The 15,364-nt window shown below is 64.7% G+C and carries 9 protein-coding genes; 2 read left to right on the forward strand and 7 right to left on the reverse strand.

The window, feature by feature from the left end:
* The first annotated feature begins 135 nt into the window (after window positions 1-135).
* The gene (locus tag EJ074_RS12640) at window positions 136-1,788 is read left to right on the forward strand and encodes a lysine--tRNA ligase (RefSeq protein WP_095807757.1); all 1,653 of its coding nucleotides are present in this window, start codon (window positions 136-138) and stop codon (window positions 1,786-1,788) included.
* Here the strand turns inward: EJ074_RS12640 and EJ074_RS12645 are convergent.
* The 7 genes from EJ074_RS12645 to EJ074_RS12675 form a co-directional block, all read right to left on the reverse strand.
* Window positions 1,751-2,617 (reverse strand): thermonuclease family protein, encoded by an 867-nt coding sequence (locus tag EJ074_RS12645; RefSeq protein WP_245420434.1) that lies wholly within the window; start codon window positions 2,615-2,617, stop codon window positions 1,751-1,753. The two genes, EJ074_RS12640 and EJ074_RS12645, sit on opposite strands and share 38 nt — an antisense overlap.
* Window positions 2,618-2,627: 10 nt before the next feature.
* A complete protein-coding gene (locus EJ074_RS12650) occupies window positions 2,628-3,269 on the reverse strand; it encodes a helix-turn-helix transcriptional regulator (protein WP_095807755.1) in 642 nt (213 codons plus the stop codon).
* A 294-nt stretch (window positions 3,270-3,563) separates the two neighbouring features.
* Window positions 3,564-5,783 (reverse strand): 3-hydroxyacyl-CoA dehydrogenase NAD-binding domain-containing protein, encoded by a 2,220-nt coding sequence (locus EJ074_RS12655; RefSeq protein WP_129553489.1) that lies wholly within the window; start codon window positions 5,781-5,783, stop codon window positions 3,564-3,566.
* Between the two features lie 14 nt (window positions 5,784-5,797).
* Window positions 5,798-7,006, reverse strand: coding sequence for an acetyl-CoA C-acetyltransferase (locus EJ074_RS12660; RefSeq protein ID WP_095807752.1), 1,209 nt, complete (start codon window positions 7,004-7,006; stop codon window positions 5,798-5,800).
* Between the two features lie 33 nt (window positions 7,007-7,039).
* The gene (locus EJ074_RS12665) at window positions 7,040-8,212 is read right to left on the reverse strand and encodes an acyl-CoA dehydrogenase family protein (protein WP_129553490.1); all 1,173 of its coding nucleotides are present in this window, start codon (window positions 8,210-8,212) and stop codon (window positions 7,040-7,042) included.
* Window positions 8,213-8,264: 52 nt separating this feature from the next.
* On the reverse strand, window positions 8,265-10,061 hold the full coding sequence (locus EJ074_RS12670; protein WP_129553491.1) for an acyl-CoA dehydrogenase: 1,797 nt from the start codon (window positions 10,059-10,061) through the stop codon (window positions 8,265-8,267).
* 239 nt (window positions 10,062-10,300) lie between these two features.
* Window positions 10,301-10,762, reverse strand: a complete 462-nt coding sequence (locus EJ074_RS12675) for a MerR family DNA-binding transcriptional regulator (RefSeq protein WP_129554056.1) — start codon at window positions 10,760-10,762, stop codon at window positions 10,301-10,303.
* A gap of 448 nt (window positions 10,763-11,210) precedes the next feature.
* On the opposite strand from EJ074_RS12675, the gene EJ074_RS12680 reads away from it, so the two are divergent.
* Entirely contained in the window at window positions 11,211-15,218 is a 4,008-nt protein-coding gene (locus tag EJ074_RS12680; protein ID WP_129553492.1) for a peptidoglycan-binding protein, read from the forward strand.
* Window positions 15,219-15,364: the final 146 nt, after the last annotated feature.

The following is a 15,364-nucleotide window of genomic DNA, read 5'->3' on the forward strand; positions in this document are numbered from 1 at the left end:
AGACTCGAACGTAGGAACGCCATTGCGGCACCGCAAGGAAAACCGCCGCAAATCGTTGACGCTCCGGTCAGTCGCGCCTAGAGACCGGTTGAAAATCTTACCGGGCGAAAGCCTGCCCACGACCGGAACTTCGACATGACGGGATCAAACGCAATCGATCTCAATCCTGAGATGCTTGCCGCGGCAGCCGACAGCAAGGCTTGGCCGTTCGAGGAAGCGAAGAAAATCATCGCGCGCTACAAGGGCAAGGATTTTCCCGAAACCGTCCTGTTCGAGACCGGCTACGGCCCGTCCGGCCTGCCGCATATCGGCACCTTCGGCGAGGTGGCCCGCACCACGATGGTGCGGCATGCCTTCCGTGTGCTGACCGGGGACAAGATCAAGACGAAGCTGCTGTGCTTCTCCGACGACATGGACGGCATGCGCAAGATTCCGGACAATGTTCCGGACCGCGCCGCGCTCGAGCCGCATCTGCACAAGCCGCTTTCATCGGTGCCCAATCCATTCGGCGGCGACTATGCGAGCTTTGCCGACCACAACAACGCGATGCTGTGCCGCTTCCTCGACACGTTCGGCTTCGACTACGAGTTCGCCAGCGCGACCGAATACTACAAGTCGGGCCGCTTCGACGAGGTGCTGCTGCGCGCCGCCGAACGCTATGACGAGATCATGGCGGTGATGCTGCCGACGCTTGGGCCGGAGCGCCAGGCGACCTACAGTCCGTTCCTGCCGATCTCGCCGAAGAGCGGCCGCGTGCTCTATGTGCCGATGAAGCATGTCGATGCCCAAGCCGGCACCATCACCTTTGACGATGAGGACGGCACCGAAACCACCCTGTCGATCAAGGGCGGCAAGGTTAAGCTGCAGTGGAAGCCGGATTTCGGCATGCGCTGGGCGGCGCTCGGCGTCGATTTCGAAATGTTCGGCAAGGATCACCAGACCAATGCGGCGATCTACGACCGCATCTGCAACATCCTTGGCGGGCGGGCGCCGGAGCATTTCGTCTACGAGCTGTTTCTCGACGAGAACGGCCAGAAGATCTCGAAATCGAAAGGTAACGGTCTCACCATCGACGAGTGGCTGACCTACGCGCCGACCGAGAGCCTCGGCCTCTATATGTTCCAGCGGCCGCGTCAGGCCAAGAAGCTCTACTTCGACGTCATCCCGAAGGCGGTCGATGAATATTACGCCTTCCTCTCCGCCTATCCGCGGCAGGCGTGGAAGGAGCGGCTCGGCAATCCTGTCTGGCACATGCATGACGGCAACCCGCCCGCGATCGACCTGCCGGTGCCGTTCGCGTTGTTGCTCAATCTGGTCAGCGCCTCCAACGCGCATGACAAGGCGGTGCTGTGGGGCTTCATCTCGCGGCATGCGCCGGGCGTGACGCCAGCGACGCATCCCGAGCTCGACCGGCTGACCGGCTATGCGATCCGCTACTTCGAGGACTTCGTGAAGCCGAGCAAGGTTTATCGCGCTGCCGACGAGGTGGAGCGCGAGGCCCTGGCGAAGCTTTCCGACGCGCTTGGCGCGCTGCCCCAGGGTGCCGACGGCGAGGCGATCCAGAACGCCGCCCTCAACGTCGCGCGGCGGATCGAGCGCTATCAGGACCATTCCAAGCAGAGCCCGGAGGGCGGACCCGGGGTGTCGGTCGCCTTCTTCCAGATGATCTACCAGGTGCTGATCGGGCAGGAGCGCGGGCCGCGCTTCGGTTCCTTCGCGGCGCTCTACGGCATCGCCGAAACACGCGCGCTCATCGAGCGGGCGCTGCTTGGGCAGTTGGCGGCGTAACGGCGCCGTCTTCCGCCGGCAGGATGGTATCCGGCGCGTCAGGCGCCGGGCCGGTGGCCGCCGGCAAAGACGGCAGCCCGCCAAGGTCCGGGGCGGTACCGAAGATGCCCTTCTTCGCAGCGCGTGCCTTGTCTTCCGCTTCGAGATACGGGCCGCTCTGCGCGGCGCGTGCCCAGCCGTTCTCCACCAGCCACTGGCCGACATCCTTGTTGCCAACCCAGCACTCGGCCACGACGGTGTCGCGCCCGCCTTGCGCGGGTACCGCGCACATCACCGTGCGCCCGCGCAGGAAAGCGCGAAACGCTGTCCGGGCGCGAGCGCCGCAGTCCCAGGACCTGCTCCCGTCGCTGCAGATCTCGTCAGCTGCGACGACATCCACTCCGGAAACGGCGACAATATACCCCTTGGCCTCGATCAGGCCGGCGGCGGTTGCCACAGGCTGGAACAGCTTGGTGCCATCCCGGCCATCCGGCATTTTCGATTTGCGTGGCTTGAGCGGCCCGGCCAGCGCCAGATCGCTGAGCGGGGCGCGCGGCTCGACCCGTTCGAGCTCCTCGGCGGGCAGTTCCGGCGGTGCCACCACTTCAGGATCGATCATCCGCGAATGCGGCACCGCCTTTGGAGAAGCGGCGGAACCGGGAATGGCAGAGTTGGCCGGTGCCTCAGGCGCGAACTCGGCGTCTTGCGCTAGGTCGGCAACCGCGGCCGGATCGATCTGGTCGACCGTGACGACGCTTTCGTTGCCTTTCAGCGAGCGGCCTCCGGCAACGACCAGCGCCGCCATTGCCGGTACTGTCAGAACCGCCAGGACAAAATGGACGACCCGCACCAGTCCGGTCCTACTGGCTTGCCCAGACGATCCGCGCCACCCATTCGACCTCGCGCATTGGAATGTCGCGGTCCGGGTGGGCGGGATTGAGCGAGACCAGGAGAATCGACTTGGCGGTCTGCCGATCGAGCACCTTGGCCATCACCTCGCCGGTAACAGTCTTGACGACAACGCGATCGCCCTTGCGCGTGGGGGCGCCCGGCTCGACGATCAGCACGTCTCCGTTGCGGTAGAGCGGCAGCATGGAATCGCCCTGGACCTTCAGCGCGTAGGAACTTTCCGCCGCCCGCGTCGGGAGTTCCACAAGATCCCAGCCCTGCCCCGAAGGATAGCCGGCATCGTCGAAGAATCCGCCAGCCCCGGCCTGGGCGAATCCAAGCAGCGGCACGGCGCTGTGCGGCTGCGGAGCGGCGGAGCCGAGGCGTCCTTCGACTAGGCCGGTGAATTCTTCCAGCGAAGCTCCCGTCGCCTCGATGATCTTGGCCAGGGACTCCGTCGATGGCCAACGCGGCCGGCCGTCCGAAGACAGGCGTTTCGACTTGTTGAAGGCGGTTGAATCAAGGCCGGCGCGTCGGGCGAGACCGGAAGCCGACAGCGAATAGCGCTCGGCCAGAGCGTCGATGGCTGCCCATACGCGATCGTGTGAGAGCACGCTCGCTCTCCTTCGAAACAGGAAAAAATGCCTCTGACTGTCTACCGCGGGACCGCCTGATTGTCCACATGAGCAAGCGGCTGCTCAGCAATAATGCATCTGCGCCGGGCACGGAAGGGTCGGGCCAAATTCTCCGACATACCTGCGTGCAGGAAAGCGATGCGTGCCCGAAAGACAAGCCGGCTTCGCCGATCGGAAAGAGCCACGGCTTGAAGCCGTGGCCTTCGGGCGCGCTGCTGCGTCCTTGCTATCCAAGGATGCAAGGCGCAGCAGGCGTGCCCAAACGTCCGATCGTCAAGCCGCCTCCTTGACTTCGCCCTTCTGGTAAGGATCGAAGCGCTGGTAGAAGGTCTCGCCCTTCTCGGCCATGTCGAGCAGCAGCCGGGGCGGCTTGAACTCGGCGCCATATTTCTTCTGCAGAGCCTTGGCGATCTTGACGAACTGCCTGGCGCCGATGCCGTCGATATAGGAGAGCGCACCACCGGTGAAGGGCGCGAAGCCGAAGGCAAGGATCGAGCCGACATCGGCCTCGCGCGGATCGGTGACGATCCCCTCTTCCATGACGCGCACCGCTTCCAAAGCGATGGTGACCAGGAGGCGCTGCTTCAGTTCCTCATAGTCGACCTTCTCCGGCTTGAGCTGCGGGTAGAGCTCCTTCAGGCCCGGCCACAGCTTCTTCTTCGCCGGCTTCGCCGGATAGTCGTAGAAGCCCTTGCCGTTCTTGCGGCCGAAGCGGCCATGGGTATCGACCAAGGTGTTGATCAGCGCCATCTGCTTCGGGTCAACGGCCTTCTCGCCGAGATCCCTGATGGTCTGCTTCATGATCTTCTGGGCGAGATCGATCGCCGTCTCGTCGGTCAGCGCCAGCGGCCCGACCGGCATGCCGGCGGCCTTGGCGGCGTTCTCGATCATCGCCGCCGGGACGCCTTCGATCAGCATCTTGTAGGCTTCCGACATGTAACGCAGGACGCAGCGGTTGACGTAGAAGCCGCGCGTGTCATTGACCACGATCGGCGTCTTCCTGATGGCGCGCACGAAGTCGATGGCCGTCGCAAGCGCCTTGTCGCCGGTCTTCTTGCCGAGGATGATCTCGACCAGCATCATCTTGTCCACCGGCGAGAAGAAGTGGATGCCGATGAAGTTCTTCGGCCGCGACGAGTTCTTGGCCAGCGCGGTGATCGGGATGGTTGAGGTGTTGGAGGCAAAGATCGCCGACGACTTCAGCACAGCCTCGGCCTTCTCGGTGGCGTCCTTCTTCACGGCCGAATCCTCGAATACCGCCTCGACGACGAGATCACAGCCCGCCAGATCGGCATAGTCGGCTGTCGGGGTGATCAGCGAGAGCAGCTTGTCCTTCTCCTCGGGCTTGGCACGGCCCTTCTTCACCTGGTCGGTCATCAGGCTGTCGGAATGGGCCTTGCCCTTCTCGGCCGCTTCCATGTCACGATCGAGGAGCACGACCGGAATGCCGGCTTTTGCGGTGACATAGGCGATGCCGGCACCCATGAAGCCGGCGCCGAGGATGCCGATCTTCTTGAACTTGGTGTCCGGCACACCGGCCGGGCGACGCGCGCCCTTGTTCAATTCCTGCAGCGAGATGAACAGCGAGCGGATCATCGCCGCCGCTTGCCTGGTCTGCATGATCTCGGTGAAGTAGCGCTGCTCGATCTTCAGCCCGGTGTCGAACGGCACCAGCAGGCCTTCATAGACGCATTTCAGGATCGCCGCCGCGGCCGGATAATTGCCGTAAGTCTCGCGGCGCAGGATTGCGATGGCCGGCGGCCAGAGATTGGCGCCGGCCGCCGAATAGACCGGCCCGCCGGGCAGCTTGAAGCCCTTCTCGTCCCAGGGCGCGACCGGCCTCAGGCCATTCCTGATCATTGCCTTGGCGGTCTCGACGAGCTTCGAAGGTTCGGCGATCTCGTGGATCAGGCCCATCTGCTTCGCCTTTTGCGGCGACAGGTTCTGGCCGCTGGTCAGCATCTGCAGCGCCTGCTGCTGGTCCGTCAGCCGCGGCACGCGCTGGGTGCCGCCGGCGCCCGGGAAGATGCCGATCTTCACCTCGGGAAGGGCCATCTTCACCTTGTCGGAATCGGCCGCGACGCGGCCATGGCAGGCAAGGGACAGCTCGAAGGCGCCGCCCATGCAGGTGCCGTTGATCGCCGATACCCATGGCTTGCCGCAGGTTTCCAGCTTGCGGAACAGGCCCGTCATGTAGCCGGCATTGTCGAACAGCGCCTTGGTGGCCTTCTCGAGGTCCTTCTCCTTGTCGGCGGCGAAGGTGGCGAGCATCTTCTGCAGCATGGTGATGTCGGCACCGCCGGAAAAGCTGTCCTTGCCCGAGGTGATCACCGCGCCCTTGATGGCGGCGTCGCCGGCCACCTGGTCGACGATGGCATTCAACTCCCGCATCGCCTCTTCGGTGAACACGTTCATGGAGCGGCCCGGCATGTCCCAGGTGACCAGCGCAATGCCGTCGGCGTCGACGTCGAGGGTGAAATTGGTATAGCTCATCTTCTCTCTCCCCGTCAGACGCGTTCGATGATGGTGGCGGTGCCCATGCCGGCCCCGATGCAGAGCGTGACCAGCGCTGTGTTCAGGTCGCGGCGCTCGAGTTCGTCCAGCACGGTGCCGAAGATCATGGCGCCGGTGGCGCCGAGCGGATGGCCCATGGCGATCGCGCCGCCATTGACGTTGATCTGGTCGTGCGGGATCTCGAAGGCCTGCATGTAGCGCAGCACAACGGAAGCAAAGGCTTCGTTGAGTTCGAAGAGGTCGATGTCCGACAGCTTCATCTTGGCGCGCTTCAAGAGCTTCTCGGTGACGTCGACCGGACCGGTCAGCATCAGCACCGGCTCGGAACCGATATTGGCGAAGGCACGGATCCGGGCGCGTGGCTTCAGGCCCATCGCCTTGCCGCCTTTCTTCGAGCCAAGCAGCACCGCGGCGGCGCCGTCAACGATACCGGAGGAGTTGCCGGCATGATGGACATGGTTCACTTCCTCGACTTCCGGGTGCTTCTGCACGGCGACCGCATCGAAGCCACCCATTTCGCCCGGCATGACGAAGGACGGGTTGAGCGATGCCAGCGACTGCATGTCGGTCGAGGGGCGCATGTGCTCGTCATGATCGAGAATGGTGAGGCCGTTCTGGTCCTTGACCGGGATCACCGAATTCTTGAAGCGGCCGTCGGCCCAGGATTTGGCCGCGCGCTTCTGACTCTCGACAGCGTAGGCGTCCACGTCGTCGCGGCTGAAGCCGTATTTGGTGGCGATCAGGTCGGCGGAAATGCCCTGCGGCACGAACCAGCCGGGCAGGCCGACCGACGGGTCCATGAACCAGGAACCGCCGGACATGCCCATGCCGACGCGCGACATGGATTCGACACCACCGGCAATGACGATCTCGTCCGCGCCTTGCGCGATCTTGGCGGCGCCGAAATTGATGGCGTCGAGGCCGGAAGCGCAGAAGCGCGAGATCTGCATGCCCGGCGCCTTGGTGTCGTAGCCCGCCTCAAAGGCGGCCGCGCGCGGAATGACCGAGCCCGCCTCCCCGACCGGATCGACGCAGCCGAAGATGATGTCGTCGACATTGCCGGTGTCCAGCCCATTGCGGTCGCGCAGAGCCTCAAGCGTCCTGGCGGCAAGCCGTACCGCCGGCACCTCGTGCAGCGAGCCATCCTTCTTGCCCCTGCCGCGCGGGGTGCGCACGGCGTCATAGACGTAAGCTTCGGCCATTTTCGTGCTCCTTGGGTTTGCCGGCCGCCGCGCTCAGAGCGAGCGCCCGATCAGCAATTTCATGATCTCGTTGGTACCGCCATAGATGCGCTGGACGCGGGCGTCGCGGAACATGCGGGCGATCGGATACTCGTTCATGTAGCCATAGCCGCCATGCAGTTGAAGGCATTCGTCGACGACCTTGCCCTGCAGGTCGGACAACCAGTATTTCGCCATCGAGGCCGTGACGGGGTCGAGGCCGCCATCAATGTGGCGCGCGACGCAATCATTGTAGAAGACGCGGCCGATCGTGGCCTCGGTTTTCAGCTCGGCAAGCTTGAACTGAGTGTTCTGGAAATCGATGATCGCCTTGCCGAAGGCCTTGCGCTCCTTGACATAGTCGATGGTGAGCGCCAGCGCTCGCTCGATCATGGCGATGGCGCCGGTGCCGATCTGCAGCCGCTCCTGCGGCAATTGCTGCATCAACTGGACGAAGCCCTTGCCCTCCTCGTGCCCAAGCAGGTTCGAGGTCGGCACGCGCACATCATTGAAGAACAGCTCGGAGGTGTCATTGGCCTTGAGGCCGATCTTGTCGAGGTTGCGGCCGCGCTCGAAACCTTCGACCTCGTCGGTCTCGACGACGATCAACGAGGTGCCCTTGGCGCCCTTGTCCGGATCGGTCTTGGTGACGACGATGATCAGGTTGGCGAGCTGGCCGTTGGTGATGAAGGTCTTGGAGCCGTTGATCTTGTAGTGGTTGCCGTCCTTCTCGGCGCGGGTCTTGACGCCCTGCAGGTCCGAGCCGGCGCCAGGCTCGGTCATGGCGATGGCGCCGATCAAATCGCCCGTCGCCAGCTTCGGCAGCCACTTCTGCTTCTGCTCCTCGGAGCCGTAATGCAGGATGTAAGGGGCTACAATCGAATTGTGCAGGCCGATGCCGAAGCCGTCCACGCCGACATGGCCGATCGCCTCGATGATGGCGCTCTCATGCGCGAAGGTGCCGCCCGAGCCGCCGTATTGCTCCGGCATCGAGGCGCAGAGCAGGCCGGCGGCGCCCGCCTTCAGCCAGCTCTGCCGGTCGACCATCTCGTTCTTCTCGAACTCGTCGTATCGCGGCGCGATCTCTTCCGACATGAAGCGGGCCGCCATGTCGTAAAGCATGCCGACGTCGTCCGCCGCCCAGGCGGGCTTCGGCAAGCCAAGAACTTCGGCTGGGTTTGTCGCCACGATTTCCTCCGCGTTCCGACAAGTGTGGGCCGGCTTTGCCGGCCCGCCAAACCTAGAACGCTTCCGCCGGCAGCGCCATTAGCGTATCCGCGCCACTGGAAATGCGCGCGAGGCGCGTCGCGGTCTCCGGCATGATCCGCTCCATGAAGAAGCGCGCCGTCACCAGCTTGCTGTCGTAGAAGGCGGAAGCGCCATTGGCGCCCTGCGCCAGCTTGGCTCCGGCGGCCTTGGCCATCTGTCCCCACATATAGCCCAGCGCCACCAGGCCGAAGAGATGCATGTAGTCGCTCGAAGCCGCCCCCGCATTGTCGGGCTTGGCCATGGCGTTCTGCACCAGCCACATGGTGGCGGCCTGCAGATCGTTGAGGCCCTTCTTCAGCGCCTTGGTGAAGGGCGCCATCTTCTCGTCGGCGCGGTTCTCCTCGCAGAACTCGCCGACCTCCTTGAAGAAGGCCTGCACGGCGCGACCGCCATTCTGACCCAGCTTACGGCCGACGAGGTCGAGCGCCTGGATGCCGTTGGCGCCCTCATAGATCATGGCGATGCGGGCATCGCGAACGAATTGGCTCATGCCGTGTTCTTCGATATAGCCGTGACCGCCGAACACCTGCTGCGCCATCACCGCATGGTCGAAGCCCTTGTCGGTGAGCACGCCCTTGACCACCGGCGTCAGCAGCCCGGTGTAGTCGTCGGCGGCCTGGCGATCCTTGTCATCACCGGCACGATGGGCCACGTCGGACTTGATCGCCGTCCACAACGCCAGCGCGCGGCCAGCCTCGTTGAAGGCCTTCATGGTCATCAGCGAGCGGCGGACATCGGGATGGACGATGATCGGGTCGGCCTTCTTGTCGGGCGCCTTGGCGCCGGAGAGCGAGCGGCCCTGCAACCGATCCTTGGCATAGGAGACGGCGTTCTGGTAGGCGATCTCAGAGAGCGAAAGCCCCTGCAGGCCGACGCCAAGGCGGGCCTCGTTCATCATCGTGAACATGGCCTTCAGGCCACCGTTCAAGTCGCCGAGGAGCGTGCCCTCGGCCTCATCGTAATTCATGACACAGGTCGAGTTGCCGTGGATGCCCATCTTCTCCTCGATGGAACCGCAGGAGACAGTGTTCCGCTCGCCGGGGTTTCCGGAAGCATCGAGCTTGAGCTTCGGCACGATGAACAGCGAAATGCCCTTGACGCCTTCCGGGGCGCCTTCGACGCGGGCCAGCACCAGATGGACGATGTTGTCCGACATGTCGTGCTCGCCGGCGGAGATGAATATCTTCTGGCCGGAAATCCTGTAGGTGCCGTTGCCGTTCGGCACGGCTTTGGTACGCAGCAGGCCAAGATCGGTGCCGCAATGCGGCTCGGTCAGGTTCATGGTGCCGGTCCAGGCGCCCTCGACCATTTTCGGCAGCCAGGTGGCTTTCTGCTCGTCGGTGCCATGGGTAATGATGGCGGCGATCGCACCCTGCGTCAGGCCGGGATACATCATCAGCGCCATATTGGCGGAGATCATGTATTCGGAGACGGCGGTGTGCACGCTGTAGGGCAGACCCTGGCCGCCAAACTCGGCGGGTGCGGCGAGCCCCATCCAGCCGCCCTTGCGATACTGGTCGAAGGCTTCCTTGAAACCCCTGGGCGTCGTCACCGAACCGTCATCGTGGCGCACGCAGCCTTCCATGTCGCCGACCCGGTTCAGCAGATGCATGACGTTCTCGGCAAGCTTGGCGCCTTCGGCAAGGATCGCCTCGAGCACATCCGGCGTTGCGTCCGAGAAACCGGGAAGATTGGAAAAGCGCTGATAACCGAGCACATCGTTGAGCACGAACAGCGTGTCTTGGATCGGCGCCCTGTAAATCGTCATCCCTTCCTCCACCCCTTGCGGTCTTGGCCAGGCAGCAAGCTCCCGTTTTCAAACCTAAACGGGAAGCCGACCAATGTTGACGCTCGCATAGCAAAAATTGACGTTTGCGTAAACGTCAATCTTGTCGCAGCCAAAAATATTCGAGGAGCGGAGCGGGCAACGCGGCAACAGAAAAGCCGCGTCGCCAATGGCCATGCGGCTCCTGTTGGTTGGTAGGCGTCGCCGTTAAGCGAGACTGCTCAGCCGGCGGCGCTCGCCTGCATCGCGGCGCGCTCGCTCAGCATCTGGCGTACCGCCGTCATCGAATTGCTCAGCTCGTTGATGGCGTCCTCGATGAGCGCCCGCTGTTTCTGCAGGCGAGCGAGCTGCTTCTCCGACTTGTCGAGCGCCAGCCGCAACTGCTTGGTGTTGGAACCGGTCGGATCATAAAGGTCCATCATCTGCTTGACGTCGCGCAGCGAGAACCCGACCTTGCGGCCGAGCAGGATCAGCTTCAGCCGAGCCTTGTCGCGCCGCGTGTAAAGACGCGTCGAGCCGTCGCGCTTCGGATTGAGCAGGCCTTTGTCTTCATAGAAACGCAGCGTGCGCAAGGTCACGCCATATTTCTTGGCCATCTCGCCGATGCGGGCGAGTTCTTCGCCGGCTTCGGCCTGTATGTCATTGCTATTGGCCGCGGCCTCGCCGGGCGAAACAAGTTTCATGGTCACTGGCTTTCCCCTGATGGCGTCGCGGTCGCGGACCAAGCGTCGCCTGAGTGGAAGCGGGGGCGTGCTTCCAATCGTGGTTTCGACAAATCAATCGCAAGAGGCACGCTTCGCACCTTTTACGTTTACGTCAATTCTATATCGACAGCCGCCCTGTGACGCAAGGGCGTTGTGGGCGAGGAACTTTATGCCGCAGCTTCGCCGCACACAGGCAGGAAGTTTCAACTTCTTAAGCTTGGTTAACGCCTTGTTTACCACGTTGGGCGAAATGTGCGCAGGTCGGTCACCCGTGGTTATCCTGTAGCGAATTCTTCACGGTTTTTCGAAGCGCGGGTGAAAACCCGGGAAGCCTGTCTTCCGCCGCAGCAGAACCGCGCGGCCGCATCGTTCCCGGCAGGACTTTGGGAGCCGGCCAAGGCCGGCCATTCTGGACACGGGCGCATCGATGAACACCAAGCGGTCCTATCTCGATACACTCAACGCCGGCAGACAACGTCGGCCGCACACCTCGCTGGAGGAGCTGAATCGCTCGCTCGAAACTCTGGAGCAGCGGCTCAGTCGCGGCGACATGCCCGAGCGCGGCGATCCGCGGCGGCCGGCAATCGAGCCCCGCTATGCCGCCGCGCAACCCTATGACGAGCCACGCTGGTATGAGGACCCCTATTCCAGGCAAAGCGAGCAAAATCGCGGGCCTCAGCCGCCGGCCGCCGCCGCTCCTGCCTTCGGCCAGAACTACCAGACCATCGCGCGCGACATCGATCGAGTGCGGGGCCAGGAAGACAGCGTCGCGATGGTCGGCAAGATCGCGGTTGAACTGCGCGGCCTGCGCGAGGAACTGCGCCACCAGATGACCGCGGGGCTGCGGCGCGAGTTCGACGCGCTGCGCAACGACATCGACAGCGCGATGCAGGCGAACAGCGCGCACGGCGCTCCGGCGGACAAGAGCAGCGCCGAGCTCGGCCTGGAATTCGAGCGCCTTTCCGGCGCCATCCAGACGCTTGCCGAAAAGAGCGACGACCGCAGCGTGAACCTGCTGCGGCTCGAATTGGAGCAGGTCAAGGCGGCGCTCGACACGCTGGCGCGCGAGGAGAGCGTGCGGGCCGTCGATCGGCGTTGGGACGATTTCGATCGCCGCTGGAGCGCCTTCGAGGACCGCGTCGACGCCGACCAGCGCCAGCGCGCGGAAGGTCCCAACCTTTCGGTGCTGACCGACCGGCTCGAGCAGATCAGCAGCGCCGTCAACAATCTGCCGGAGTCCCTGTCGCTGCGCTCGCTGGAAGAGAAGGTGCGCATGCTTGCCAGCGCTGTCGACCGTTTTGCCAGCCAGCAGACGACGCGCGGCAGCGAGACGCTCGCCATGATCGACGAGCGGTTGGACGAGATCTCCCGCGCCATCGTCGCCTCGACGGTCGCGGCCCAGGCCAACGCCTTCGATCCCGAGACATTCGGACGGATCGAGAAGCGCATCGCATCGCTCGCACAGCAGATCGACGAGGTTGCGCAGTCGCGGCCCGGCGCCGAGGTGATCGATCGCCTCAACCTCCTGTCGAGCCGGGTCGACGAGCTTGCCGGGCGCGCTCAGCTGCCCGAACAAGCCATCGAGCGTCTCGGCCAGCAGATCGCCTTGATTACCGACAAGATCGACCACGCGCCGGTCATGCCTGACGCCGACCAGATTTTTCAGGGGCTGGAGCAGCGCTTCGACGCGCTCTCCGCGCTGCTGGAACGGCGCCAGGGCGATGCGATTGAACAAAGCAACGCGCTGTTTCACGACCTCGAGCGGCGGCTGGACGAGGTCGCCAACAGGCTCGACCAGCGCATGCAGCAGGACGACAGCGCCAGCCTCATGGAGGCGATCGACGCCCGTTTTACCGCGCTTGCCAAGCGCATCGAGACGCGCACGCCAGATCCGGGAAACGAAATGGCGATCCGCGGCCTGGAAAGCCGACTCGAAGACATTTCCAGCCGACTGGAGCTGTCCGCGGCACAAGTCGCCGGTATCGATCCGGCCCTTATCCGCAGCCTGGAGGCGCAGGTCGCCGGCCTGTCGGCGCATCTATCCAAGCCTGGCACGTCCCTGCCCGAATTCGAGGACATCAGTCCACGGCTCACCGACATCGAGAAGTCGCTCGCCGGCACGCGGGACTCCATCCTCGGGGTCGCTCGCGAAGCGGCGGAGAACGCCGTCAGGTCGCTCGCCGAATCGAGTTCGGCCACAGCCGCGTCGAACGCGACAGCGGTGGCCGGCCTAGCCCAGGATCTGAAGACGCTCGAGGCGCTTACCCGCCGCTCCGACGAGCGCAATTCGCGGACCTTCGAGGCAATTCACGACACATTGCTCAAGATCGTCGACCGGCTGGGCTCGCTGGAGACCGACGAACCCAGCGAGGCGGTCAGCGAGCTGGTGGACCCGCAACCCGCCAGCAGGCGGGCGGGCCGCAAGATCGCGGTTCAGGACGCGCCGTCGATGGACATCGACCAGCCGCTGCCGCTGCCCGGAGACATGGCCGATGTCGACGCGCGCGCCGCCGCGATCATGCGCGAGGAGTTGGCCATGCACGAGCCGGTTGCGGATGCCGAAGCGGCTGCGCGCAACGAACCGGCCATGCGCGCCGAACCTGTTCCGCGCACGCCCTCGGAGGCTGCGGCGGCCGCCGCCGTCGCGGCACTCGGATCGGATGCGACGGCCGAAAAGCCCGAGAAGGCGGGCCGCAAGAAGTCTATGTTCGGCGGACTGGCACGCGCCTTCAGGAGCAAGAAGGACACGGATACGCCGCCGCTTGCCGGCTCGGCGCCAGTGGGCGACGTCCCGACGGTCGACATCGACGAACCGCTCGATCCCAAGGCAGCCAACCGGCCGCTGGAGCCGGGCTCCGGCGCGCCGGACCTCAACGCCATCATGAAGCGCGTTCGCGACGAGCGCGGCGCCCAGCCTGCCAGGCGCGGCGAAACCGACGCCGCCAAGTCCGACTTCATCGCGGCCGCACGCCGCGCGGCCCAGGCCGCCGCAGCGGAGGCCGACGCGCTGAAGCGGCAATCGACCATGACGGGACCGGTGAAGGCGCTGAGGATCGGCGATCTGCTCAAGGCGCGGCGCAAGCCGATCCTGATGGCGGCCGCCGCAATCATGATGGCGCTGGCCGGCCTGCAGCTCGGCAAGGCCTTCTTCTCCGATCCGGCGCCGGTGGCCAGAAACGACGCACCGGCCGTCTCCGCGCAGAAGGTCGAAACCGCATCGCTCAACGCAACCAGCGCGCCGAAGCCCGACACCGGTGCTAAAAGGCCCGAAACCGCACCCGCCCGGACTGTCAGGCAGGCGGAGGCCACCGCCCAGCCATCCGGCCCCGAAATGCCGGCCGCCACAGCGCCAGCCGCCTCGACGCCTGCTGCGGCGACTCTCGCCGCGCCGGCCCAGCCTGCGCCGGCTCCGATGGCCTCGGCTGCTCATGCCGAGGCGGCAGCTCCGGTCGTGAACTCGCCTGCCATGGACACGGACGCAGACACCCAGCCGACGGCCAGCGCGCCGGCGACGACATCCGCGGACATGACGGGCGCGGTGACGCGAACGGACAGCAAGACCGAGACGGCGGCTGCAAAGATCGACATTCCGACCGAGGTCGGCCCGGTGGCGCTGCGCGACGCGGCCGCCGGCGGCGACGCCAAGGCGCTGTTCGAAATCGGCTCGCGCTACGCCGAATCGCGTGGCGTGAAGGAAGACATGACAGCAGCCGCCAAATGGTACGAGAAGTCCGCCGAGCTCGGCTTCGCGCCGGCCGAATACCGCATCGGCAATTTCTACGAGAAGGGCATCGGCGTCGGGCGCGACATCAAGAAGGCCAAGACCTACTACCAGCTCGCCGCCGAACAGGGCAACGCCAGCGCCATGCACAATCTGGCTGTGCTGTTCGCCATGGCGGCGGACGGCGTGACCGACAATGAATCGGCGACGCACTGGTTCCAGGCCGCCGCGGACCTCGGCGTCAAGGACAGCCAGTTCAATCTCGGCATCCTGTCGGCCAAGGGCGTCGGCATGAAGCAGAACCTGGAGGACTCCTACAAGTGGTTCGCGCTCGTCGCTAAGACCGGCGACAAGGACGCGGCCGCCAAGCGGGACGAGATCGCCAATGCGCTCAGGCCCGAGCAGCTCGAGCGCGCCCGCGCCGCCACCGAGCTTTGGAAGCCAAAGCCGCTCAACGCGGCCGCCAACTCGGCCGATATCCCGGAATCCTGGCAGGACAGCACGCCGCAGACGACCGCCAGCATCGACATGAAGAAGGCGGTGCAGAACATCCAGCTGATTCTCAACAAGAACGGCTACGATGCCGGCGGCGCCGACGGCGTCATGGGCGACAAGACCAAGACCGCCATCATGGCCTTCCAGACCGACAACAAGATGAAACCGACCGGCGAGATCGACGAACCGCTCGTCAAGGCGCTGCTGGCACACAAATAACGGCAGAAGCGTCGCATACGCAACGCCTTGCCATAGATTTGCCTGTTAACTGATTGAGATGGCTTTTTGTTTCGGCGCGGCGGCGGGGTTGATCCCGCCGCCGCGCCGGCGCAAGAAAAAATTGGCTTTTCGGTGCGAGACTGCTG

The sequence above is a fragment of the Mesorhizobium sp. M3A.F.Ca.ET.080.04.2.1 genome, assembly GCF_003952525.1.
Taxonomy (GTDB): domain Bacteria; phylum Pseudomonadota; class Alphaproteobacteria; order Rhizobiales; family Rhizobiaceae; genus Mesorhizobium.